Below are 26,624 nucleotides of genomic sequence, written 5' to 3' on the forward strand. Positions count from 1 at the left end.
CGTTACTCGGCTTTTCACTTTCCAACTGTCACTTACTGTGCAAAGCTCCTGCCTTATCACCGTCTACTCGTCACTCGGCTTTTCACTTTCCAACTGTCACTTACCGTGCAAAGCTCCTGCCTTATCACCGTCTACTCGTTACTCAAATATCGCGTCTTTCACTTTCCATACGGATACATCATCTTTTTGCCAGACTACATCTGCCACTTCATACAATCCATTCACGTCAACATTATACGTGCCATACTCTTGATTGCTCAAATAAATATAATTGACATCATACTTCCGGAACAACTCCTTAGCACTCGCCGGACTCGTATACATCGTTTCGACGTCCTGTTCATTTTGCTGATAGTTCAAACCATGATAATACAAAAACGAAGAGGAACCACACACGATACTGCGTCCTGTCAACGCCGGGACCGGACTGTTATGAGCCGTTGATGTCAAGATCACATCCCACGGCGTAGTTTCATCCTCAATATATCGACACGCTTTTACCGCTGACGCGGTATATAATTCATAATCAGATACCCATTCCCGGCCCATCGTCAAAAAGCCGGATATTGCACTAACAAATAACAGGCAGGCACCCAAAAGCACTACACCAGCCTTTCCGATAGCACTGCACCAATACACAGCGCCGTACCGTTCATAAATCTGAACTAACGCATCTGCCGCGATTCCGCACATAAAGACCGCTCCAACAAACAACAATTTATTGTTATCATAGTCATTCGGCTGGAAAGCCGCAAGCTCAGCCACAAACCAAATCAACAAATATGGCGCACCTATCTTTAGGTTTCTCGCACTGACCACAAAGGAGGACAGCAAAAGCAGCACAAATGGCAGTCCCAGGTTTTTAAGATAAAATACGATATACTGATCACCATTATTGGACCAATTGAAATGACTGCGCACAAAATTATCGCCGGAGGCTGTGAAAATGTCCACATAAATAACTGTGGAAGTGCAAATATCAATACTACGATCAAAAAAATGCCCCACGTAAATGCCAAACGTTTCCACGATCTATTTTGCAGATAACGCACCAACTTGTATCCCAAAAACAGGACAAACAGTGCAACCCCAATGATCATTATCGCTAATCCATGTTTGTCTGCAAACTCATTCGAGCGGTTGATCATCTGCATCACGCTAAAGAACGCCAGTCCAATATAAAGAGCATATCGAATCCAGCTGTCTGATACCGTTGCATCAGCACTTGAGCTTCCCCTGCGATTTCCGGTTGACGCAGACACGTTTGCACTTCTTCGACCAGAAGATGTTACTTTGCCATTTCTGCGTCCAGAAGCTGTCGCTATGCCATTTCTTCTACCAGAAGATGTCACTTTGCCATTTCTACGGCTGGATCCCCTGCTCGCTGACGCTGCTTTCCACCCATATGCAGCTTTTCCTGTTACAAAAAGACTATTATCTGTCAGATCCAATAGCAACCATACCGCACAGATCATCCCCAACGCCAAAAACGAATGTGTATGGATCATTGGAAGCGCACCAGCCGCCACGCCCGCCATAACAAACAATTTCTTTTTGCGCTCCGCTATCGCCCGGAACAAAAACGCCAACAGCGGAAACAATATGGCCCAGCCAAATAATGTCGCACGCTGCGGGATCAGCATGTCAACCATAACCTGTACCCAGCGCAGATTTTTATCCAAATAATTCGTTGGTGTCATATAAAATTCCGCAAAGATTTTATGTATCTTTTCTGCATTGTCAAAATACACAAATCCTAGTCCACCATTCCAAAAGAATAGGATCCAAGCGATCAACGCTGTCGCTGATCTGCCAAGCCAATATTTGATCAAGCAGTAAAATCCCATAAACACCTGCAAAATTGCTCCGAGCATCGGCAAAACGTACGCCAGCCGTAGACTTGCGCCCATCAGATACAAACTGGAACTAACACTGTCGCACAGAAACGGATAGGATAATTTATGCCCCGGCAGCAAAGAATACTCCGGCGGGAACGTCTGCTGATTAGCAATACTGGTAATAAAGCTAAAATGCATATTCATATCGCCGTAGGTGGACTGCCCCGTGTGCATACTGCCATCAGCATTTCCTACGATCGTATGTGTATACAGACAATAGCAAAAAAAGGCAAAAGTAACTGCCATCAAGATCCAAACCGGATTTTCCCGGAACAAACGTTTCCATTCGTTCACCTTCCGATATGGATGCTGCTGTAGTGAAGATTCTGAACAATGGCATCTCCAACCAACCAGCACACATAGAACTACCTGTAATAGCAGAGCCAATACATGTGCTGTCATCGAAAAATCAAACGCAAAGGCAAAAAGCAAAGGAAACCATTGTAATGCCAAGACACCGGCGACACTTCCCACCAGATACTGCATCACAATACTATATCGTTCTTTGCACAAAAGTTTTCTGCCAATATACATTCCACTGCCCAGAAACAACGCATAATAACCTACTGCTAAAACTGCCCCTGTCACTCCATTTCCACCAAACATACTTTATACTCATCCTCACTTTAATCACTATTCATCACTCTGCGCCAAGACAGCCAAAAAGCAAGGCAATCCCGTTATCTCCATGCACAGAGAGAAACTCCGTTTCATATAAATATCAGAATACCGTAGTTTCATTTCTTTGTCAAACAGCTTGCCAAACCGGCTCTTTCCATTCTTAGGCACACAACTTGTCAGACCGGCTCTTTCCATTCTTTGGCACACAACCTGCCAGACCGGCTCTTCCCATTCTTTGGCAAAATAAAAACCCCTTAAGCGAGACCGGGATATTTGCCCTGTCCGCTTAAGGGGAAACACTTTAATATGCTCTTTTGTTATTACAGAGTAATGTCAACACTTGTTGTACCTGCTGCTGCCTCAACAGTCTTGCCTGCTACAGTAATCTTAAAGCTCTTGTCTGTTGCAGTGTAAGAAACAGTAACTTTATCACCATATCTTGTTGCTGCGATATCAGTAAGCTTGTTGGATTCCTGATCGTAAATAGTTGCTGTTGCAGTCTTACCATCTTCTAAGCCATATACTACTGCCTCTGCATCCTGCAGATAATCATACAATACATTCATTTTGCCCTCTGCATCGAAATTACCATAAGTAACAATGCTGTTTGGACGAGCAAGGATCGGTGTCTGGAAATAATCACATTTTCTTGTGTAATACTTACCACCTTCGTATGTCTCACCGCTCTGGATATCTGTCCATGTTCCACAATCCGGTACATAGAACTCTGCAATACCTTCTTCATTCATAACCGGAACGATGCACAAGTTGTCGCCGAGCATGTACTGCTGATCCAGATACTTACAAGCAGTATCGTCAGAGAATGCGATGATCATAGAACGCATCATTGGAACACCGACCTGATGAGTCTTGTTAGCCTGTGCCCAAAGATAAGGCATCATCTTACCCTTTAATACAGTGTAGTGACGAAGTACATCACATGCCTCTGTATCGCCATCCTTGTCATAAACCCAAGGCACACGGTAAGAACCAGATCCATGTAGACGGCTGTGTGTAGACAACAGACCAAATGCACACCATCTCTTATATACATCAGCCGGAGCTGTAGCCTCGAATCCACCCATATCATGTGAGAAGAAACCAAAACCTGATGAGCAGAGAGAAAGTCCACCACGAAGTGTCTCTGACATTGCAGAATACTCTGCGTAGCAGTCACCACCCCAGTGTACCGGGAACTTCTGTCCACCAACAGTCGCGCTACGAGCAAAGAGACAAGCCTTATCCTTACCATAATACTCCTCTAATGCTTCAAATACACACTTGTTATAAAGGTATGTGTAGTAGTTGTGCATCTTGATCGGATCAGATCCATCGTAATATTTTACCTTAGTAGGGATTCTCTCACCAAAGTCTGTCTTGATGTTATTAACACCCATGTCAAACAGCTTCTTCAAAAGACCCTTGAACCAAGCACAAGCCTCTGGGTTTGTGAAATCGACAATTGCCATACCAGGCTGCCACATATCACACTGGAATACGCTTCCGTCCAGATTCTTGATGAAATAACCTTTTTCTTTACCAATATCAAACAACTTAGACTGCTGTGCAATGTATGAGTTGATCCATACACAGATCTCTAAGCCCTTGTCGTGTAGTCTCTTTAACATTCCCTCAGGATCCGGGAACATCTCATCATCCCACTCAAAGTTACACCACTCGTAACCCTTCATCCAGAAGCAGTCAAAGTGGAATACCTGCAATGGAATCTTACGCTCTGCCATACCATCGATAAAGCTGGTTACTGTCTCCTCATCATAGCTTGTTGTGAAGGAAGTAGACAACCACAGACCGAATGAATATGCCGGTGGCAATGCAGGCTTACCTGTCAATGTTGTATAGTTCTCTAATACATGCTCTAAGTTCTCACCACCGATGATGAAGTACTCTAATTCCTCACCAGGTACCGTAAATGTTACCTTAGAAACTGTATCGCTCATTACCTCGAAAGATACCTTGTCAGAGCTGTTGACCAATACACCATAGCTCTTAGAAGAGATATAGAACGGTACTGTCTTGTAACTCTGATCAGAACATGTACCACCATCGCAGTTCCATGTCTCTACTGTCTGACCATTCTTTACGAATGGAGTGAATTTCTCACCGAAACCGTAAATACACTCACCGATATCTGTCTTTAACTGCTCACGCAAATATGTTGTGTGAGGATCCTGTGGATAGTTGAAGAACTGATCGTCTTCCTGTGTGTTCATACGAGCGTTTGCTGTGTACTGGCTCTCGTTGATGATGGATGTAGATCTCCATGCACCGCCTGTCAAATGCTTATCTTTGTAGTAATACTGTACTTCCCAGTCATCTGCAATCTTTATCTCTACGCGAGTATCGCCGGACTTCAATGTTACCTTGTCCTCTGTGCGAGTGATCTCAGGAGTATATCCTGTATCCTCGTTCAACTCATAACGAGGAATGTTGTCCAATCCTCCTCTGTAATGATCGATGTGTACCTTGATGATATTCTCTGAAGTAGAAGAATATGTGATCTCAAGGTTTGGTCCAGCCAATGTCATACCACGATTCAAAACCGTATATGGTGTAGCCAATACTTTGATGGAATTCTCTGTTGTCTCCACCTTGTATGCCTGAGAAGCGTAGTTCACATTGTAACCCTGTTTGCTTAACCAAAATCCGTCTGCTACTTTCATGTTTCGTCTCCTTTCAAAATACCTTTTCTCTAATTTTGATGACTTTATCCCCGCTTGTCATATCGGTAAGACAAGATCATCCGATTGCGCATATCTTGCGACTTGATAGTTCTATTATACTTGCATATATTTGTTTCGTCTATAATTATTAGAGCAATTTATAACATTATTTTGATATTTTTGCTAATTTTGGTGAGAAGTTCGCTCATGACATAAAAAAAAGCAAAGCCAGCGCTATGCAAGAATTGCTAAAGCAATTCTTGGTGATGTCACGCTGCATAACAGCATTTTCCAATTCCATAAAAAGACCGTGATCCGATCTGCGATCGAATCACGGTCTCACTTAAAACCAATGTTTTGTGTTCAAGAATTTGTTTGACTCAATTCCTTCTAATTTTCTATCGAAAATTATTTGAATTTCTTGTATCCACTCTTTTTAAGTTTCTTAAGCTGAGCTTTCTTTGCCTTCTTAGATGCAGCAGTAACTTTGATTGTCTTCTTGCAGCCCTTGAATGCGCCCTTCTTTACAGAAACTTTAGCTTTCAATGTAAGTTTAGAAAGCTTCTTGCAGTTCTTGAATGCACCTGCCGGGATAGACTTGATCGTCTTACCAAGAGTAACTTTCTTAGCCTTAGCACCCTTGAATGCATTCTTGCCAAGCTTGTTGATCTTGTAAGTAGCCTTAACCTTGCTTACAGTCTTAGATACACTAGTACCTACGCTAAGCTTAGAAGCTTTCTTACCCTTCTTGGACAAGCCAACTACTGTTACAACACCCTTTGTCTTCTTAGAGCCTGTAGCTGTTGCAACCTTTGTTACCTGATATTTGAAGTTGCCAGACTCGAACTTAGCACCCTTCTTGTAGCCAATTGTCTTAGCTGCTTCGAAGCTAGCACCTTTGAGCTGGAATGTAATCTCCATGCTGCTTGTAGGAAGAGTTGTCAAACTACTCATTGCAGAATTTGCATCTTTTCCCTTAGGATAAGCTACATTCTTGATTCCGTCATCTTCTGAATATCCATCAGCTACCATGAACTGATAATACTCATCAGCATCCGGCTTGTTAGGAAGTGAGAAACCACTCTTAACAACCTTGCCATCAATCTTTAATGTAGCATTAACAGCAGTTACACCCTTCTGTGTCAAAGGAATCTGAGTTGTAACATAGAGCATGTTGAAGCCCTTAGCTGTCTTAGCATCTTTCTCAACACCCTTGATTGTCTTAAGGTTTACACCGGAGATAGATACTGTATAGTTTGTTCCGTTTGCTTTCATTGTAGCATTAGCAATCTTAGCATTGAATCCTTTCATCTTATCACCTGTGCTAAGTGATACCTGAGAATTATACTTAATTTCCTTGCTCTTAAGACCATTGCTGGCGTTCCATGGATCACGGAAGATGTAGTTATCTGTCTGGAATCCAAGGTATGCATCATATGTCTTCAATGCCGGTGCCTTTGTAGGAGCAACAGTTGGCTTTGGAGTAGGTGTTACTACAGGAGCCTCAGCAGATACTTCCAATGTAACTGCGAGTGTATCACCTGCAACAACCTCAACCGGGTCACCTGCGTTTGTCCATGTACCATTAGCATTTGTCATAAATGGGTTTGCTTTCTGGAACTCATCTGCCTTACTTGCGGATGTGCTGCAGTAGTTATTAACAATACCAGCGCGAAGCTTTCCTGTTGCTTTATTACCATCGTTATAAACGCTTGCCTTAGACCAATCAAGCGTCTGCTTTACTTTACCGTCAGCGCCAGTGATTGTGATTGTCTTAGGCTTTATAGAATATGTGCTAGGTACAACATAATTCTTCTTGCCGGATACATCCTTTGCACCTAAAGTACCAAACTCAACTCCAAGATAAGATGCCTCTGTCAAAAGATCATCTACGTCATCCTCTGCTACTGCAGATACTGTATATGTGCCTGTCGTAGAGATGGCTCCTGTAGATGCTACAAATCCACCATTAACCTCTTCTGTCTCGCCTGCTGCAAGTTTGTAAGCAGCATCAACCTGCTTAACAGCACCTGTGCTGTCCTTTACAACTCTGTCTGTTCCATTGAAAATCTTACTGTTATTCTGCACAAGATATGCAGTAAATTCTGGTGCGATCTTAGTTGCATCTGCAGCTTTAGACTTCTCACCAGTCACACCAGCACCTAAAGAAACAACCATAGCTGCTGTGAGAATCATAGAGAGTAAACTCTTTGACTGTTTTCTCATGAATATTTTCCTCCTTTTCATTTTGCAATGTTTTGGTCAAACATTGACATGTTCTTGAACATTCTGGTCAGGATATCATACTTAAATGCTGATGTCCCCCAAATCATGTACTATTATACAAGATTTTCTTTAAAATTTCCAGCCCTTTTTCCTTTGAAAAAAAGGCTTGTTTTACCTACAAAAATAGAGAATCCTCTTGCTGCACAGACTTCTACGAACTAAAACCACTCAACAAAAGCAAAGCCAGCGCTTTGCTTTACAAGAATTGCTAAAGCAATTCTTGATAACATTACTCCACACAACAGCAATCTCCGATAAAGGAACAAAAAGCAAAGCCGGCGCTTTGCTTTGCAAGAATTGCTAAAGCAATTCTTGATTGCATTACTCCACACAACAGCAATTTTCGATAAAGTATTTCCGATAATAAAAAAACAGCCGTGTCTTTCGACACGACTGTTTTCCGGTTTTCACCATATTTTAAATGACTCAATAATTATCAAAATTTAGTGTTAATTTCTTTAATTATTTGAATTTCTTGTAACCGCTCTTCTTTAACTTCTTAACATTAGCCTTAGTTACTTTCTTAGAAGCGCCCTTAACCTTGATTGTCTTCTTGCATCCCTTGAATGCTTTCTTAGCAACCTTTGTTAATTTAGCTTTTACCTTCAAAGTAGATAACTTCTTGCAGTTAGCAAATGCTCCTGCAGGAATGGACTTAATGTTCTTGCCAAGAGTGATTGTCTTAGCATTAGCGCCCTTGAATGCGTTCTTGCCAATACTTGTTACTTTATAGCTGTAGCCATTGATCTTAGCTGTAGCTGGTGCAGAGAGGCTAGATGCCTTCTTGCCTGCCTTAGAAAGACCAACGATTGCTAATGTACCAGCTTTCTTAGCTGTAGCTGCTTTTGTTACCTTGTAAACAACCTTGCCGCTCTCAACCTTATTACCCTTCTTAGGTGCCTTTGGTGCCTTAGTAGGTGCCTTAGTAGGTGCCTTAGTAGGTGCCGGGCTGTTTGTAGGAGCCGGTGTTACGTTTGGCTTCTCACTTGGTTTAACAGTTGGCTGTTCACTCGGTGTAGGAAGAGCACCCTCAGACGCATCAATATCGTCCTTTGTGATAGTATCGTTCTTTACATTCTCACCTGTCTCAGGATCTTTATAAGTACCTTCCTTAAGGTCGTTCAATGCAGCCTTAAGTCCTGTAACCTTAAATGTAATCTCAATGCTGTTCTCTGGAACTGCCAAATCTTCAGCATCTGTCTTTTCAAACAAAGGTCCCTTATCATCAGGATTCCACTTGTTGATCAGTGGATAGTAGTAATACAACTCATCTGCTTTCTGAACAAGGCTCAGATCTTTAGCAACTTCAGCACCATCAACCTTCAGAGATGTAACAGATAACTTAACATCTGCATATGCACCATCTGGGTTTTCTTCTGTCTTAGCAGAAAGGTCTGTTGCGATAGACAACAAGTTGTACTTCGTAGCTGATGACAAATCGATACCGCTAATAGCTACTGTATACTCACCATCTCTTGTAAGTAATACATCAGTAGCCTTGAATTCTGCAGCGTTACCGCTTGCCTTGATGTAATCGTAAGTATCCTGTTTTCCAACAGCATTTGGCTTGTAACCATTACGATAATCCCATGAATCCATCTGATATGCGAGATAAGCATGGATACCCTTTGTAGCCCAAAGAGCCTCATCATAAGCCTTAGGAGCGTCTGTTGGCTCTGGAGTAGGTGTTACTTCTGGTCCTTCTGTATCATCTGCGAATTTCAATTCTGTTGTCTTCATAGTTACATCAGAAATTGTTAAACCAGCTGTTACGTTCTTGTCATCATCTTTCTCTAATGCAGAATCGATGTCAGCGAACATTACACCTAACTGATTTCCAAGAGTAATTTCTCCTGCTGCAGTATAAGATACTGTATATGTTCCGTCTTTTTCGATTTCAACAACACCAGCTGATGGTACTGTGTTACCTAATGTATTTACAGACCAGTCACTTGAGTTTACACCGATGAATGCCTTGATAGACTTAGCGCCTGTCTTTGCTAATACATCTGCAACGCCTGCTGCCTTGAAAGAAATAGAGATGTCTCTAAGTGTCTGACCTTCCATTTTATTTGGATCAAACTTGCCCCAGTTGTTGAACACAAGAAGTCTTGCTTCTCCACTGTCGCCACCTATGAATTTGCTTTCTGTAGCACCATCGAATTTTGCAACGCTCTTAACTTCCTTTGCTACCTCAACTTTGAGGGATGCATCAGATACTGTTAAACCTGCTGTTACATTCTTATCATCGTCTTTCTCTAATGCAGAATTGATGTCAGCAAACATTACACCCATCTGGTTTCCTAACTTAACTGTTGAAGAACCAGTATATGTTACTGTGTATGTTCCATCTTTCTCAATCTCTGTTACTCCGTTTGCAGGAACTGTGTTTCCAAGAGTATTTACAGACCAGTCGCTTGAATTCAATCCAAGGAATGCCTTGATAGACTTAGCGCCTGTCTTTGCCAATACATCTGCAACACCTGCAACCTTGAAAGTAATAGACGCATTCTTTACATCAATACCTTCAAGCTCACTCGGGTCATACTTACCCCAGTTGTTAAACACTAACAAACGAGCTTCTTCGGAATCTCCGCCTATTAACTTAGATTCTACCGCTTTATCGAAAGATGTAACATCTTTCATTAAAGCAGGAGCTTTAATCTGAAGCTTTGTATCAGAAACTTTCAAACCTGCTGTTACATTCTTGTCATCATCTTTCTCTAAAGCAGAGTCGATGTCAGCAAACATTACACCCATCTGGTTTCCAAGTGTAATTGTTGAGGAACCAGTATATGTTACTGTATAGGTTCCATCTTTCTCAATTTCTGTTACTCCATCTGCAGGTGCAGTGTTACCAAGAGTATTCACTGACCAATCACTTGAATTCAATCCAAGGAATGCTTTAATAGACTTAGCTCCTGTCTTCGCCAACACATCAGCCACACCTTCAACATTAAAAGTAATAGATGCATCTTTCATGCTGATTCCTTCAAGTTCACTAGGATCATACTTGTCCCAGTTGTTAAATACTAACAAACGAGCTTCTCCAGAATCTCCGCCTACTAACTTAGATTCAACTGCCTTATCAAATACAACCTTGTCCACAGTAGATACCGCAGCATCTGCTTTTTCAGAAACAAGGCCGACGCTAGGAATAAGACTTAACGCCATTGCACCGGCAAGAACCCATGACAAAACTTTTTTTGTCTGTTTTCTCATTATTTCTCCTCCTCTTTTTATTATTGAGTCATCGTACATAATTGAAATGCTGTACGTAAGTTTTGAACTTAAGAACTACGAAACAAAAACTCATATTTCAATCAAAACGTACCATAGCCTTTCATTTATATACATAAAAATTTACAAAACATATTCTAACACGATACGGTAAAAAAATCAATCATTTTTACCTGTTTTTCAAAAAATCTATTGCCGATTTTGTTAAATATACACAAATTTATTTCTTAATCCTGTCTATGTCGATGATTTTTACCGTAAATATACACAATACGACAGACCTGCCATGCAGGCATTATCCAGAACTTTCCTGCCACAAATACTTGTTTCGTATTTCCATTATGGCAAAAAAGCGGAAAGAATAAATTTATTTATATCTTGTTATAATACCTTTCAAAAACTTGAAAGTGAGGCTTTTTATGACAAAGCAAAAATGTAATTCTAATAACCCAAATAGCAATTTAGACAAAAGAACCCTAACGCTAAACGAATGGTATTCTTTTGGGATACAGAATTATAAAAACGGCGTTGTCAAACCATCGACAATCCAAAATTATTGCTGCATCTACAATAATCATATCAAAAAATTTTTAGGTTATATGCCGCTTTGCGAAATTCGCACAATGCATATTCAACAAATGCTCAATTCACTGGGACTATCATCCAAGTACCAGCATCGCATCCATGCCATACTCTCGAATATGTTTGAAATCGCGGTTCAAGATGATTTGATCGTGAAAAATCCATGTTGCCATACTTATTTTCTTCCCTTTTGTATGACAGCGATGCAATTTATCGAATTTCGATCAGCTTATTTCAACTTCGTCTCCGAATGGTATCATATTGAATACTTGTCAACTCAATCCACCATTATCTATAACTGAGACTACTTTATATTGACTGCTTTAGCGCTTTCGCTGATTTCAGCTTGCTTTTTGCTTCTTTGGTTGACTACTTTGGGGACTTTTTCTATTTCAGCTTGCCTATTGGGCTATTTCGGTTGACTGCTTTAGCGCTTTCGCTGATTTCAGCTTGCCTATTGGGCTATTTCGGTTGACTGCTTTGGCGTTTTCGCTGATTCTAGCTTGCCTATCGTGCTTCTTTGGTTGACTGCTTTGGCGCTTTCGCTGATTTCAGCTTGCTTTTTGCTTCTTTGGTTGACTGCTTTGGGACTTTCGCTGATTCCGGCTTGCTTATTGGCTTCTTTGGTTGACTGCTTTGGCGCTTTCGCTGATTCCAGCTTGTTTCTCCCCCTCTACATTAACTGTTACTAGGGCTTTGCTTTGTAAGAATTGCTAAAGCAGTTCTTGATAACATCACACTGCATAACAGCATTTTCTTATTCCATAGCATAAGCTTTGACACCGCATTTGCAAATACAAATGCACCAATGGTCCTTTTTATTTACGCAGTATAAACATAAAAAGCCTCCCCATAAACATAAAAAACCTCCGCGGAGTATCTATAAGATACCTCGCGGAGGTCGTCCTTGTTCTGATTACTTATCTTAAAACAATTACTGCCAATTACGAATCATTGTTTGTACTACCATCAATCAATAATTAAGCGGTAATTATTCGCCTAACTCGTAGATCTGGATGCCTGTGATCGTTGGACGTCCACTAAATGTCAATGACAGATAATGTCTATCCTTTGTCAAGTTTAATCCTGCTTCATCTAATACGATGAGCTTATCTGCGAAAGCAGCATAGTCAATATCTACATCATCCTTGAACGTCGCTGTGTCAGATACACCCAACTGGATATGTCCAACGTTATCCTCGTCATCTGCTTTCCAGTTTGCCTTGTCCAATGTCTCAGGAGCGAACTGTACTGCGATAGCCGGCTTCTTGTACTTGCTGACATCAATGTTGAGGAATGACTGGAATCCGGCACCATCAAAAGTGATCGTAGTAGTATCGCCCGCAATCGTAGGAGATACTGTGCTAGATGGGATCATCTTCTTAGCTACATCCGGATCTTCTCCGTTAGTCTTATCAGCTTTATCGTTGTAACGGTTCTCACCATATGCATAGTCACCACCGTTCTTGTACCAAACACCGGTCCAGTTCCATACAGACTTCTTATCACCAACTTCCTTAATGAAAGAAAGATCTGTAGATTTACCTGTTGTCTTAGTCATGCTTGTGTCGCCGTTAGCACCATTAATCTCATTAAAGTATACGGCAACATCCTTAAATTTCAAAGTTGCTGCAGCTCTATCAAAATACTGACCAGTCTCCCAAAGCACCGGCACAGCATGATATTTAGCTGCTTCCTTGAACGTATCATTAAACCAAGCAGTTACACTACCTGTGACTGTCTGAGGACTGCAGACACCACACTCACCGATGATAAATGCATATCCTTCATCAGAAAATCTCTTAAGATTCTTAAAAAGCTCTACTGTTTTCTGGCGATCTTCATACGTATATGAACCGGCACCACCATCACCACAAAAATCCCATGGAGTGTAGTAATGTACAGATACGAAAAGCTTTGTCTTACCATTCTCAGCAATATCTGTCGGCATTATATACTTTTCGTCTGCTGTCTTCTCAAAGTCAGTATTGTAACCAGGGATCAACAGATGACGGTTTGCATTGTTACCGCCTGTAGCGCGGATAACGTCAACAAATTTCTGATTGATCTCATGTGCCATCTTATACTTATCAGCTGTCTTTAAGTTGCCGCCAATTGAAACATCTTTCTGATCATCTGTTACAGCATAGCCATTAGAGTAAATGCTGTCGTTCAAGCGATCTCCGATTTCCTCATTAGCTCCCTCAAAGATCAGATGATCGGAATACTTGTTAAAACGCTCTGCGATCTGAGTCCAATATTTCTCATAACGAACCCAAGCCTGTGCACGAACTTCTTCGTTGGCAACTTTCTTATTATTCTCATCACGCTTGCAAGCACCGAACTGGCCCCACCACTGGTTGTCCCAATGATCGTTAATGATAACATACATACCATTATTCAAAGCATAGATCACTGCTTTCTCTACAGCATCTAACATCTTGGCATTGATCGTATATGATCCATCATCTTTATCACCATTCGTCCAAGCTACCGGAATACGTACGGTATTAATACCGTAAGAATGTAATGTATCTAAATACTTCTGCGTGATCTCAACATTGCCCCACGCAGATACAAACCACGATGGATCTGCTGTCGCATAATCAGTAGCAGCCATGCTCTTCTTGGCAGAGATTCCCTGGACTGCTTCCAACGTATTACCGATGTTTACACCCATACCCATCTTAGAGTCTGCCAAATCCTGAGAAGAAAGTTCCTTACGAACCGTTCCATTATCTTTGGATTTTACAGTAGAACCATCTGTAAATGTTACCGTCTTCTCATCACCGATATTGGATTTGTCATCAATCGTATATTTGATAACATCATTACCGGATGGTCTTCCATAGATTACTGCCTCCGGATTCGGAGTTGGAGTAACCTTAGGGGTTGGTGCAGGTGTTGTCGTTGCAGGTGTTGTCGTTGCAGGTTTCTTAGTAGCAACATTTGCAGGCGCAGGTGTTGCTTTCTTCTTAACCGTAACAGTACATTTCAAAGTCTTTTTCTTTACTTTCTTAGATCCCTTTGCAATGTATTTAACCTTTACCTTGATAGTTGCCTTACCAGCCTTCTTAGCGGTAACCTTACCCTTCTTGGATACGGTAGCCACGCTCTTCTTGCTGGTTGTCCACTTCTGGGACTTAATCTTCTTCACATTTTTCTTTGTGATCTTTAATGTGACTTTCTTGCCTGCTGTAATTGAAACTTTTTTCTTCAGTTTCAGGGTTGCTTTCTTAGAAGCTGCGCTCGCGCTGGCGGTATTAAATACAGTAGAAAATGCTCCTCCTGTAAGTACCATCGCAAGTGCAAGTGCAAAAGCAACGATTCTTTTTGTGTAACGTTGTTTCATTGTAATAATTCTCCTCCTTTATGGTTTATTGTAATTTTACGCAAAAACGTATTTTACTCCGCAATTATAACATGAGACATACTTTTTTTCACTAGAATTATTTGCGATGAATCACATGATTTTTTCTATATCGTATTCGAAACTGTCATTTATCTGACATATTATCTTGTTGCATTTCAACGACTTATGCAGGACAATATAGGCTCACTGCACGTCATCGCCTTATATGCATCACATTTTCATCATAACACATATCCTGATCAACGCTTCATAATTCCACGGTATCGATTGAGGCATCCGGCCATCTCTGCTCGTCTTGGCATAGCCAGATCACTGCCATTGCCATTTGATAGCACATTCAATCCATCTCGCTCCAGTGCGTCCACGAGTTCTGACACCGCCTGCGATACCTGAATCTTTTGTCCGGCATACTGCTCCAGGATCACTACCAAAGAACGTGCAATTGCCGTCATCTGCTCACTGTCAATGATCTGCTCAAGATAACGAAGATCTACATTCGTCTTGCTGATCGCAAATCCATCTGTTCCCATCACCTTGATCTTCATACCGCGATCAGATTTCCCGGCACTCTTTGTACTTGCAGCATCCCCGCTATATTTGCCGACCGCTCGTCTATGCTCACGACCGCCAGCTTCAAGCGACTGCTTTGGAATGAAAATTTTCTGCTCTACGCTGTCCGGATATTCAGCTGCCATCGATGTGTCATTCAACGGGTATGCTTTCGCTGTCTCTTTTGCAAATTGTGTGATTTCTTTCGGTCGATAACTTTCCATTTGCAATATTGTATCTGCAATATGAAAAAAAGCACCACAGCTCCCTGCAACTAAAATGGTGGAAACCTGTTTCTGCTCATATAGCCCTTTTACCCGTTTAATAAACGGTATGATCGGCTCTTCTCCTGCTGCCACAACCTTTTCCATTAATTCATCTCGAATCATAAAATTAGTCGCACTGGTGTCTTCATCGATCAACAATACACCTGCTCCATTCTCGACAGCTTCTACAACATTGGCCGCCTGCGATGTGGAACCGCTGGCATCCTCGCTGCTAAAATCCGTCGTATCCCGTCCGGTCGGCAGATTGCGAATAAACGGACTAATATCTTTATGATAAATGCTCCTACCGTCCTCAGAACGGATCTTAACCGCACTCTGTTCCATGGCAACGTACTCTCGACCATCTCCGGCAATATGCGGATATACTGCTCTTTCTAACGTCTGCAAAAGTGTGGATTTGCCATGATAACCGCCTCCAACGATAAGCGTCACACCTTTTTTGATCCCCATACCCTTGATCATGCCTTTATGTGGAAGGTTCCACGTAACCTCCATGGATTCCGGCGAGGCAAATGGCACCGCCTTCTTCATTGGACGTTGGGATACTCCATTCTCGCGCGGCAGCACTGATCCATTAGCAATAAAAGCAATATACCTTCTTCCGCCATCTGCTCTCTGATGTAGCGCTGATCGTCTGCGAGGTCTGCAGCTCTCTGTAGCTTTTGGGCGTCAATATTCGCATAACAGCAGGCGTGATGCACGATCTCCGGTATAAATTGAAAAAATATTTTGCCCAGTTCTCTTGCATTGATACTTCTCCCATTTGCCGGAAAACCAACTGACATACGAACGGTTAGCTCCCCATTTTTCGCATTGATATGACAGGCACTTCGCTCCACGATTTCCTGTCCCGGACGGCTAACTGCAATCAAGCCGCTTTTGCCGGATCCTTTTGCCTTAAAATTAAATGGTTCGCTTTCCCTGCAAACCAGACGGAGTAAGTGATCTTCCACTGCGATCCTGCGATGCTTTTGCTCGTAAAACTCTTTTGGGATCGCATGTGTGCTCTGCGGCACCACCAGAGAAATCCGAGAGGGCGAAGCAAAAGGATCACCCTGCACTTTGTCAATACCAAGCCGATAATCGCCGAAATCATAACTGCCCTTAAGGCCTTTATATGCTGGGTATCCCTTGTGATCTATCGAATTTAACATTGTTTTTAATCTCTGCATGATCATTCTCCTTCATTTACAATCCAAACATATCATGAAAGTTTCCAACTCTGTCAATCACCATAGCATCTTCCAACAATGATGCTGATTTTTGACGCTGGTTCTGTAATATGTTATGATTTTCGTTGGCTGTTCTAATAACCCTATTATAGGATACATGGGACAAAAGGTCTATATTTACCTGCGGGAACGAAAGAAACATTTTGTCTGCGAAAAAGTCAGAAATATTTTTCCGATGAAAACGGCAGAAGCATTTTGCCCATAACATAGTATGAAATACCTCTAAACCCGTGGGCAGAGAAAGGAATGCAAAATTACTATGAATGAAAAAGAGACTATTACCACAACTTTTCAAATGCCGGTGCTAGATAAACATTGGGGGAAAACCTTTGCGCTAATGCTTATTTCTGTGATCATGATGGGACTCGGCGTGTCGCTGCTCGTTCTGACGGAAATGGGGACAGATCCCTGCTCGGCAATGAATTATGGAATAGCCCGGACACTGGGACTTAGTTTTGGTAATTATCAACTATTATTTAATACGGTACTTCTGATCTTGGTCATCTTACTTGATTGGCGGCTGATCGGTACCGGAACGATCGGAAATATGGTTGTGGTGGGCTACTCGGCTGATTTCTTCGGCTGGGTCTGGACAAACGTATGCCATGTGCCTGCACATCTTCCACTTGCAGCCCGCATTGGCATTCTGGTCCCGGCGCTTCTGCTTTTTGTGGTTGCTGCAGCCTGCTATATGCACAGCGGGCACGGCATGGCACCTTATGATGCCGTACCTTTTGCCGTCACCGAAAAAATACGGCAAAAAACCGGCCGAAATTGTTTCAAGCCGGTTCGTCTTTCTATTGATCTGATCGCAACGATACTTGGATTTCTCACGGGTGGTGAAGTTGGTGTTATGACTGTCCTGATGGTGCTTTTACTGGCACCGATCGTTGAATTTGTTGGTAAACTGTTTGAAAAATGGGGTGTCGCATAACGACACCCCATTTAAGCTGTTTCAGTTATTTCTATTACAACATTTTCCTTGGATTCAAGTTTCTCATGTCTCAATTGCAACATTTCCCTTGGATTCAAGTTTCTCATGTCTCTATTACAGCATTTCCCTTGGATTCAAGTTTCTCATGTCTCAATTGCAGCATTTCTCTTGAATTCAAGTTCTTCGTCTCACCACTTCAACATTTCCCTTAGATTCAAGTTCCTCAGATCATCACCATTGCAGCATTTCCTTAGCAGCATCTGCAATTAAACGGGCACACTTACGGTTCGTCTTTTCCGTCGGATGCCAATAAGTTCCCAAGCCATCTACCTCATCCTGCAATGGAAGCTGTACATAACGAATCGTACAATCTGGCGTAACTTTGGCAAAACATGCTGTCGCAGCATCAATCGTCGTATTCAATCTTTGATCCATCGCTCCGATCGTTGTTATAATAGCTGCATTCGGATTATGCTCGTGCACCTGATGCAACAATTTTACATAAGCATCTTCAAACTGTTTCTGTCTGTCTGGAATATCTCTTGTATAGCTCGCATCATTCGTACCTAAATAAATGACAACAAGCTGCGGTTTATATTCCTCAAAATTCCAAGTTTCCCAGTCTGACTTCTCATTGGCAAAATAATCTCGTTCCAGTCCTGCATCCGTGTATTCATATAACATTGGCATCAGCCAGGAATCATCAATCTGTGCATCCTCTTCTTCCCCTATATATGCTGTGATAACACCTTTTCCGTTCCACGATACCAGGTTAGGTTCCGCATCAAGCAATTCTGCGGTAAGTAATGAATACGATTTGGTCGGATTTTCATCTGCGGTGTCAAATATTTCATCACTCACATCACCTTCCACGCCGTAACCGCAAGTGATCGAATCGCCAAAAAACTCGATCTGTCTTTTCTTATGTACCGGCGGCGATAATAGTATTTCTTCCCCCGGGTTTACTTCATCGGTAATTTCTATAGAAACAATACCACACGCTGCATATTCTGCTTCAGAATATTTAACGATAGTAATCTGCTTTTCCGTAGTTTGTTGCGTTTCAAACAGCACGATTGTCTGCCTGTCCTGCTCTAAGCGCAGACGCTTAGCAGGATCTCTATCCTGTCCATAATAAATAGCAATCCAAGCCCTCTCCTTCTCAGTATGCTTTGATGCGTCACTGACAATCTCTGCGGTTGCTTTTGTTCCTACGAATTTGAAAGAAATAGATGTCGCAGAATATCCCAGATAACGAATACCCTCTCGATAAATAGTTCTACCCGTTACACTAACATGCTTCTTATCTGCCTGAAATTTCATTCTTTCGCCTCCATAAATACACATTTTTCTTACTCATGACCGGCAATATACAATATTGCTTTCATAATTTCATTTTTACCGGATCACTCTACGGTAACTACTTTTGCTAAGTTTCTTGGTTTATCAACATCCAATCCACGATCCATCGATACGTAATATGCCAACAACTGCAATGCCGCTGCTGCCGGGAATACCATAAACTCATCCGCCATATCCGGTAATAATAATACATCTGCATATTCTGCATCTGCCATTGAAATACTTTCGCGTACAAACAATACAACACTTGCACCACGAGACTGCACTTCACGAATGTTAGATAATTCTTTATCTTTTAGCTTTTCCTGTGTGACAACAGCAACGACCGGTGTATCTTCTGTGATCAGAGCGATCGTACCATGTTTCAATTCACCAGATGCATATGCCTCTGTATGAATATAGGAAATTTCCTTTAATTTTAAAGCTCCCTCCAGTAAGATAGAATAATCCAATCCACGGCCAAGCATAAATGCATCTTTTGCCTCTAACAGCTTTCTGGCAATTTTATGGATGTCGTGTTTCTTGTTCAATACTTCCTTTAACTTGGCAGGAATCTGAAGCATATTGTCAACATACTCTTTCTCCGCTGCATCATCGAAAATACCTCTTACCTTTGCCATGCGCCCAATTAAGAGCATTAATGTTTCTACCTGTGTCGTATATGCTTTCGTACTTGCAACCGCGATTTCCGGACCGGCTACCGTATACATGACATAATCACTCTCTCTGGCGATAGAGGAACCCTTAACATTAATAACCGCAACACTCTTGGCACCTTTTTTGCGCGCATACTTCAGTGCTTCCAAAGTATCGATCGTCTCACCGGACTGTGAAATTGCTAATACCAGTGTTTTCTCATCAATGACCGGATTGGAGTACATAAACTCAGATGCATACTCTACATCCATCAGCATTTGTAATTTTGACTGAACGATCGCTTTGGCGATCAATCCGGCATGCATAGCTGTGCCACAAGCAACAACACAAATTCGCTCACAATTCTGCAAAACATCATCCGGCACACCATCAAAGGACAAGTCAATATGTCCGTCAACAATACGATGATCTAATGTTGCCTGCAATGCCTCCGGCTGCTCCATAATTTCCTTTTCCATATAAAATGGGTATTTACCTTTACCATCACGGCTGGTATCCCAATCAATCTCCAAAAACTCTGTCTTCTGCTCTTTGCCCTTCAGGTCAAACACTTTAATATCGTCTTTGTGCAGCTCAACGATCTGATACTCCGGCACAACCATATATTCCGTAGCATGAGAGCCAAGTGCTGCAACATCAGATGCTAACATTGTGCCGTCCTCGGTACGTGCAGCCACGATCGGACTGACGTTACGGATTGCATAGATCACATCCGGTATATCATCAAAAATAATAACTAATGCAAATGTTCCCTTTAAATGCTTTACCGTTTGTGCAATTGCTTTATGCGGATCTCCATCGTAGTAACGGTTCAAAACACCGGCAACCACTTCTGTGTCCGTCTCTGACTTCAGATCTTTGCTCAACATAAAATGATCACGAAGCTCTTCGTAATTTTCAACAATTCCATTATGAACTAAAAGCACATTACCCTGACGATGTGGGTGCGCATTCTCGTCACTGACACCACCATGTGTTGCCCAGCGTGTATGACCAATTCCGCAAGTAGCCTGCTTCTTGTCATTCTCACATACTTTGCGCAGATCAGCAACGCGACCAGCACATTTACGCAACTTCGTCCGTCCTGTCTCAGCATTGATCGTTGCAAGACCGGCACTATCGTAACCACGATATTCCAACAATTCGAGAGCATCCAACAAAAAGTCCGTCACCGGACGTGCTCCATTATAACCAACAATTCCGCACATAATTTCCTCCGTTCTACTGCCAAATCGGCAGATTCCACCTGTTACTGCGACGCCTCTCGCACTGCAAACAATATCCTGCAGCATTATCGGTGCATTTCCACACTCTTCACTGTTATCTGCAGCATCACCGGTGCATTTGCAGACTTCATCCTGTGCCCATGCGGTTCTGCGTCGATTGCCTTCTAAGAACAATCATCGCAAACGAAGGATCTGTAATCTCCACTGTATTGAATTTGTTTTGCAGTCACCTGCATATTTGCCAATACATAACGCACTGGAGCGTGCGAAGAGACATCCGCCGAAATTTCGATAATCTCTTTCCTCGTCAGCCTGATTCGTGCAAATTTATACTTTTGTGCACAAAACTAGGCTCTGGCGCTTAAAATTTGTGTATTTTTGTTACAGAACTCTACATTTTACGATTTAGTCTCTTCGTACAATATAAGGTCTAAAAGCCTTTTTGTCAAGGTAAACTTGCATCTGTGGCACTTTCACATTATAATATATGCTATTATTTCGGCAATGACCTGTTCAGAGGGTATTTCAAATGAATACTGAAAATACCTTTGCAAATAACACAGATATATTGTTGCCGTCACTTGAACTAAAACAATATTTTATACAGAAACGGAGATAATTATGGCAAAAAATACAGAATACGAATTTGAAGAAACTATGGTTACGTTAACCGATGAGGATGGGATTGATAAAGACTTTTACGTGGATGAAATCTACGAGGTGGACGGCCGGCTCTATGCTGCTCTGATTCCGGGTTTTGTGGAAAACATTACAGAATATTATGTGTTCCGCATCAAAGATTTAGGAAATGATGATTTTGAATTAGAAGATATTAATGATGAAGAAGAGTACGATGCCGCAGCAGATGCCTACGAGGAACGTCTGGATGCGAGGGCTTGGAGCGAAAGCATGAAATAACATAAAACTGCCTTAGAAATCACAGGATTTTCTGTAATTTCTAAGGCAGTCTTTTTTGTTCTTCTACCGAGACTATCTCTCATTCTTTGTATTGTGTATTACACAATGCAACCTCGGCTTAGTATTCTTTCATAAGGATTAATCCTCATATTGATCGTTGTAGATGATAGCAGTTTTAACATGCTCTGCTGTTTCCGCATCTTTTAACGCCGTAATGATTTCTGCTGCAAACTCAATACACGTTCCCATTCCGCGACTTGTGATAACCTTGCCATCACGAACAACCGGCTTCTTAACATACTGACCGCAGATCAACTGATCTGCAAAACTTGGATAACAAGTTGCCTGATGATCTTTCAAAATCCCCAGCTCACCAAGCACAGTAGGTGCTGCACACACCGCTGCAACCCATTTTTCTTCTTTTGCAAATTGCTGCAATTGCTGGCACAGTGTATCGCAGGCACGTAAATTCGGTGTTCCCGGAATACCACCCGGCAAAATCAGCATCTGTGCCTCTGCGAAATCTGCCTCATCTAATAATCTGTCGGCGGTGATGCATACTCCATGTGAGCTCTTTACCACTCTCTGATCCCCGATCGCCACCATGTCAATATCAATCTTTGCACGGCGAACCATATCTACTACCGTCAACATTTCAACTTCTTCATATCCTTCTGCTAAAAAAATAAGTGCTTTTGCCATATTCCCCGTCCTTTCTATCCTAAAAAGAGCAAAACCAGCGTTTTGCTCTGCAAGAATTGCTAACGCAATTCTTGGTGGCTTCCCTCTAGGTTACGAGCATTTTCCTATATTGTAAAAAAAGTGAGAATTTCACAGAAATCCTCACTTCCTCAACAGAGCTGCTAACGGGAATTGAACCCGTGACCTCCGCCTTACCAAGGCGACGCTCTACCGACTGAGCCATAGCAGCACTCAACAATCCATATTATATAATAGCGCCTCTAAATTTGCAAGCAAATTTTTCATTTTCTCTGTTTTATAAGCCCCATTTATACGTTTTCTATCGTGTCCCCGAACACTGAAGTGAAAAGCTTATTTCCACCTTAAAGAGCAAAGCAGATTAATTTCCTTCTCTTTTATCTTCAGCAGCTCTATTGCAGTATTTCATGCAGCTTTTGGATGAGAAGAAGGCGTCATCACCTTAGTATCGTCCGTAATTTAGTCTTGATCCGCTGCAATGCGTTGTCTATTGCTTTCGGTTGCTTTTGCATATATCTGGCAATCTCCTGATAAGTCATACCACGCAAAAACAACGATAGAACTTCTCGTTCCATTCCACTCAAAACACTAAATAAGCGTTCCTCTATATCACCGGCTTCTTCTCTGTCAATAATAATGTCCTCTGGATTTTGATACAGACCTGCCGACACGCGATCCAACAGCTTGACGCTGTCCGGTCCCTGTTCATTATCGCTATCACTGGCTGAATCAATTGAAATATAAGTATTAAGGGGCCCGTTTTTTTTACGATTGGACTTTTTGACTGCAGAATACATCTGCCGATTAATGCAATGACTGGCAAATGTCTCAAATGCAGCGCCTCTACATTCATCATAGCTTACGACTGCCTTGTACAGGCCAATCATCCCTTCCTGTATTAAATCGTCCTCATCGCCATCCAATAAAAACAATGTTCGCGAAAGCCCTCTAACGAGTCCTTTATATTTAGCCAATACATACTCCATAGCCTCATCATTACCATGTTTTGCACTGGCAACCACTTCCTCTATTGTCTGCTGTTCATACTCTCTCATACTACACCCCGTACTTACCTCACATTCACCCAATACGATTTGCTTCTGCAAATGTGCCTACTTTATACCCTTAACATACCCCTGGCTATAACACACTTACTTCTATATTCTTAGCGTTCCTCTGGCTATAACGCGCTTACTTTATGCCATTAATGTACCTCTGGCTATAACGCGCTTATTTTATGCCCTTTGTGATCCGCTGGCGCACGATTTCATATGATAAAATTCCCATCGCTACCGAAGCGTTTAATGAATCAATATCACCCTGCATCGGAATGGATGCCGTAAAGTCGCAGTTTTCTTTCACTAATCTGCTGACACCATCGCCTTCGTTACCGATCACAACACCGATCGGTCCGGTCAGATCAAGCGAATACATCGTCTCTCCTGACATATCTCCACAAACAAACCACATCCCCTGTTTCTTGAGTTCTTCCATGGTTTTGACCAGATTCGTTACCTTTGCCACCGGAGTATAATGAATCGCTCCTGCAGATGCCTTTGCCACAGTGCAGTTAAACCAACAGCTCGTCGCTTAGGAATGATGACACCATGTGCACCTGCCTGGTTAGCCGTACGAATAATAGACCCCAAATTGTGTGGGTCTTCTATTCCATCCAATAAAATAACGAACGGTGCTTCCCCCTTCTGTGCCGCACGATCCATAATTTCTTCTACTGTGCTATACTCATAAGCCGCCAAATGTGCAATAACTCCTTGATGCTTACCTGTCTCTGATAATTGATCCAAGCGTTCTTTCTTGACGAAATTGACAATGGTACTCTGCTTTTTCGCTTCACGCAAAACTGTTTGAATAGGACCATCCTTGCAGCCTTCTAAAACAAATATCTTATCAACGGTTTTCCCTGCACGAAATGCCTCAATTACTGCATTACGTCCTTCTATTGTTAATTCTTCGTATGCCATATGTGTCTTCCTTCCTATATAATTTAACAATTTACACTACCGTACCAAACAATTTAATTCACTTCGATCATGCGAGTACATTATTTGTTGAGCATCTGATCTGTTTCGATCATGCGAGTACATTATTTGTGAGGCATCTGATCTGCTTCGATCATGCGAGTTCATTATTTGTGAGGCATCTGATCTGCTTCGATCAGACCATCGTGCAACAATTTCATAGCTCGCTCCATCTGGTGCGTCAAATACCAATAACCAACCAACGCTTCAAACCCGGTCGCTACACGATAATCCACAATAGACGCATTCTTTGCAGAAGTTGCTGACTTGGCGTTGCGTCCCCGACGATAATATGCCACTTCCTCCTCAGTAAGCTTGTCCTCTAAAATTTTCATGAGCTTAGCTTGGGCCTCTGCTTTTACAACAGAACTAGTCATTCTATGAAAATTTTTGACATGACCAGCACCCAGATCAATGACTATCGTCCGAATGATCAAATCATATACTGCATCCCCAATATATGCAAGTGCTAATGCGGAATACTGGCTTGGCTGCAGTTTACTTTTTCCAAAGGTGTCCTGAATCTCGTTAAAAATATCCTGATATTCCTTCTCCAATCTTAGTCTCCTTTTTTATATAGCGTAAACTAAAACGACCCCCATTTACATAGTGCAAATGAGGGTTACTAGAGGCGACTACCGGATTTGAACCGATGATCAGGGAGTTGCAGTCCCATGCCTTACCACTTGGCTAAGTCGCCATATATGACTCCAACGGGATTTGAACCCGTGTTACCGCCGTGAAAGGGCGATGTCTTAACCGCTTGACCATGGAGCCATCTTGCTAGACAATTTTTGTCTGACAACGAATAATATACTATCATATAATTTACAAGAATGCAAGTGTTTTTTTTATTTTTTTTAATGAACCAAAAATGAAATTTCAAATTTCTACGATTTCTACATTAAGGTTCCTACATTATTCCTACATTAATTATGTTTTTCCATTGCATACACAGACCTAATATGCTATAATTATCGTATCGTGTGTTGTTTTGATCTGCGGTACAGAGGGTCTGTTCTCAAGTACTGGAGATTTTTGTAGAGTAACTCTACAAGGTGCCAACATAAAGATGTTTACTTCATTGTAACATCTTTATGTTGCAATGACTGTGGTCTTACTGGCTGATGTAGGATGCCTAAGCATGTAGGTCAACTCTCACTATCCATAATCAATTTTTTCTTCGCTTTTTTTCTACTGTTCTTAAAATTAATTCCTTTGTCTTTTTTATTCCCTTGTTCCTTTTTTCATATGTCCCCTAATTAACCAATTTGTATCAAATATGCAATAATACAAAGTCTTTAATAAATGTGCCTGTAACACATTAAATGTAATAAAAAAATCTCTTCGTAAACCCATTTGGCAGAATTGGACACTTTTTTCCATAATTGGACACTTTAATTCTATATAGGAAGCTTCCAAAGATCATCTATTACCAGAAATGGGATTACATAGAGTACACCTCTTATCTTGAATGACGATATGGCAAAAAGATCAAAAAAAAAAATCCTGTAAACGAAATCGTTTACAGGATCTTCTTTGTCGCTCCCCGAGTAGGACTCGAACCTACGACAGCGCGGTTAACAGCCGCGTGCTCTACCGACTGAGCTATCGAGGATTATAACAAAAACACAGTCCTTTCTTTAGACTATGTTTCCGGTACTTTTTTTAGTACCTTCAAAACTGCATATAGTATCTTTCATCCACAAAATTGAACTTGTTCTTGGTACTCCGGCATTATAATTGCCTTCGTTCCTACGCTCAGATGTTACTGCCTTTTCGCGGTCATTCATATGCTCGCTGCGCTCACATATTCATGTTATCCCGCTCAAATGCAATCATGTTCCCAATCCGACTCCTGAAAGTAAACTTTCATCGCCGTCTTGTGATCCATGATACATCCTCGCTCCTTTGGTCAAGCCCTCGACCTATTAGTGACAGTCAGCTCCATGTGTTACCACACTTCCACCTCTGCCCTATCTACCTCGTCGTCTTCAAGGGGTCTTACTGGATTAACTC

General features: G+C 41.7%; 16 protein-coding genes, 4 tRNA genes, 1 rRNA gene and 1 pseudogene. 2 read left to right on the forward strand and 20 right to left on the reverse strand.

Annotated features, from left to right (window positions below; genetic code table 11):
• Positions 1-138: 138 nt before the first annotated feature.
• From DW981_RS08680 to DW981_RS16170, 9 genes are all read right to left on the reverse strand, one after another.
• Positions 139-780 carry a hypothetical protein gene (locus DW981_RS08680; protein ID WP_118507436.1) on the reverse strand — a complete coding sequence of 214 codons (642 nt, stop codon included), beginning with the start codon at positions 778-780 and terminating at the stop codon, positions 139-141.
• A 17-nt stretch (positions 781-797) separates the two neighbouring features.
• On the reverse strand, positions 798-2,504 hold the full coding sequence (locus DW981_RS08685) for a hypothetical protein (protein ID WP_118507437.1): 1,707 nt from the start codon (positions 2,502-2,504) through the stop codon (positions 798-800).
• Between the two features lie 27 nt (positions 2,505-2,531).
• Positions 2,532-2,714 (reverse strand): hypothetical protein, encoded by a 183-nt coding sequence (locus tag DW981_RS08690; protein ID WP_118507438.1) that lies wholly within the window; start codon positions 2,712-2,714, stop codon positions 2,532-2,534.
• Positions 2,715-2,839: 125 nt separating this feature from the next.
• A complete protein-coding gene (yicI, locus tag DW981_RS08695) occupies positions 2,840-5,200 on the reverse strand; it encodes an alpha-xylosidase (RefSeq protein WP_118507439.1) in 2,361 nt (786 codons plus the stop codon).
• A 408-nt stretch (positions 5,201-5,608) separates the two neighbouring features.
• On the reverse strand, positions 5,609-7,426 hold the full coding sequence (locus DW981_RS08700) for a leucine-rich repeat protein (protein ID WP_022025912.1): 1,818 nt from the start codon (positions 7,424-7,426) through the stop codon (positions 5,609-5,611).
• A 522-nt stretch (positions 7,427-7,948) separates the two neighbouring features.
• A complete protein-coding gene (locus tag DW981_RS08705) occupies positions 7,949-10,708 on the reverse strand; it encodes a leucine-rich repeat protein (protein ID WP_182434200.1) in 2,760 nt (919 codons plus the stop codon).
• Between the two features lie 1,591 nt (positions 10,709-12,299).
• Positions 12,300-14,660, reverse strand: a complete 2,361-nt coding sequence (locus DW981_RS08715; protein WP_118507443.1) for a cellulase family glycosylhydrolase — start codon at positions 14,658-14,660, stop codon at positions 12,300-12,302.
• 260 nt (positions 14,661-14,920) lie between these two features.
• Positions 14,921-16,084 carry a P-loop domain-containing protein gene (locus tag DW981_RS08720; RefSeq protein WP_347474546.1) on the reverse strand — a complete coding sequence of 388 codons (1,164 nt, stop codon included), beginning with the start codon at positions 16,082-16,084 and terminating at the stop codon, positions 14,921-14,923.
• The gene (locus tag DW981_RS16170; RefSeq protein ID WP_347474547.1) at positions 16,045-16,689 is read right to left on the reverse strand and encodes an ABC-ATPase domain-containing protein; all 645 of its coding nucleotides are present in this window, start codon (positions 16,687-16,689) and stop codon (positions 16,045-16,047) included. The genes DW981_RS08720 and DW981_RS16170 overlap by 40 nt, the downstream gene beginning before the upstream one ends.
• Before the next feature lie 319 nt (positions 16,690-17,008).
• On the opposite strand from DW981_RS16170, the gene DW981_RS08730 reads away from it, so the two are divergent.
• Complete coding sequence (locus DW981_RS08730; RefSeq protein WP_118507445.1) at positions 17,009-17,683, forward strand: hypothetical protein; 675 nt, start codon at positions 17,009-17,011, stop codon at positions 17,681-17,683.
• 231 nt (positions 17,684-17,914) lie between these two features.
• Here the strand turns inward: DW981_RS08730 and DW981_RS08735 are convergent, their stop codons facing one another.
• The gene (locus DW981_RS08735; protein ID WP_182434201.1) at positions 17,915-19,006 is read right to left on the reverse strand and encodes an SGNH/GDSL hydrolase family protein; all 1,092 of its coding nucleotides are present in this window, start codon (positions 19,004-19,006) and stop codon (positions 17,915-17,917) included.
• Between the two features lie 83 nt (positions 19,007-19,089).
• The gene (gene glmS, locus DW981_RS08740; RefSeq protein ID WP_118507449.1) at positions 19,090-20,910 is read right to left on the reverse strand and encodes a glutamine--fructose-6-phosphate transaminase (isomerizing); all 1,821 of its coding nucleotides are present in this window, start codon (positions 20,908-20,910) and stop codon (positions 19,090-19,092) included.
• Between the two features lie 639 nt (positions 20,911-21,549).
• Here glmS and DW981_RS08745 point away from each other — a divergent pair.
• The gene (locus tag DW981_RS08745) at positions 21,550-21,846 is read left to right on the forward strand and encodes a DUF1292 domain-containing protein (RefSeq protein ID WP_022025411.1); all 297 of its coding nucleotides are present in this window, start codon (positions 21,550-21,552) and stop codon (positions 21,844-21,846) included.
• Between the two features lie 138 nt (positions 21,847-21,984).
• On the opposite strand, the gene DW981_RS08750 is transcribed toward DW981_RS08745, so the two are convergent.
• From DW981_RS08750 to DW981_RS08795, 9 genes and pseudogenes are all read right to left on the reverse strand, one after another.
• On the reverse strand, positions 21,985-22,548 hold the full coding sequence (locus DW981_RS08750; protein WP_022025410.1) for a DJ-1 family glyoxalase III: 564 nt from the start codon (positions 22,546-22,548) through the stop codon (positions 21,985-21,987).
• Positions 22,549-22,704: 156 nt separating this feature from the next.
• Positions 22,705-22,777, reverse strand: a tRNA-Thr gene (locus DW981_RS08755).
• 226 nt (positions 22,778-23,003) lie between these two features.
• On the reverse strand, positions 23,004-23,621 hold the full coding sequence (locus DW981_RS08760) for a sigma-70 family RNA polymerase sigma factor (protein WP_118507447.1): 618 nt from the start codon (positions 23,619-23,621) through the stop codon (positions 23,004-23,006).
• Positions 23,622-23,796: 175 nt separating this feature from the next.
• Positions 23,797-24,548 (reverse strand): annotated as a pseudogene (gene rlmB / locus DW981_RS08765) (23S rRNA (guanosine(2251)-2'-O)-methyltransferase RlmB).
• A gap of 164 nt (positions 24,549-24,712) precedes the next feature.
• The gene (locus DW981_RS08770; protein ID WP_022025407.1) at positions 24,713-25,162 is read right to left on the reverse strand and encodes a ribonuclease III domain-containing protein; all 450 of its coding nucleotides are present in this window, start codon (positions 25,160-25,162) and stop codon (positions 24,713-24,715) included.
• Between the two features lie 72 nt (positions 25,163-25,234).
• Positions 25,235-25,305: transfer RNA gene (locus DW981_RS08775), tRNA-Cys, on the reverse strand.
• Between the two features lie 5 nt (positions 25,306-25,310).
• Positions 25,311-25,382, reverse strand: a tRNA-Glu gene (locus tag DW981_RS08780).
• 768 nt (positions 25,383-26,150) lie between these two features.
• A tRNA-Asn gene (locus tag DW981_RS08790) sits at positions 26,151-26,223 on the reverse strand.
• Between the two features lie 293 nt (positions 26,224-26,516).
• Positions 26,517-26,624, reverse strand: a 23S ribosomal RNA gene (locus DW981_RS08795); the annotation flags it as partial.

This window comes from Clostridium sp. AM49-4BH (assembly GCF_003478335.1).
In the GTDB taxonomy this organism is placed as follows: domain Bacteria; phylum Bacillota; class Clostridia; order Lachnospirales; family Lachnospiraceae; genus Butyribacter.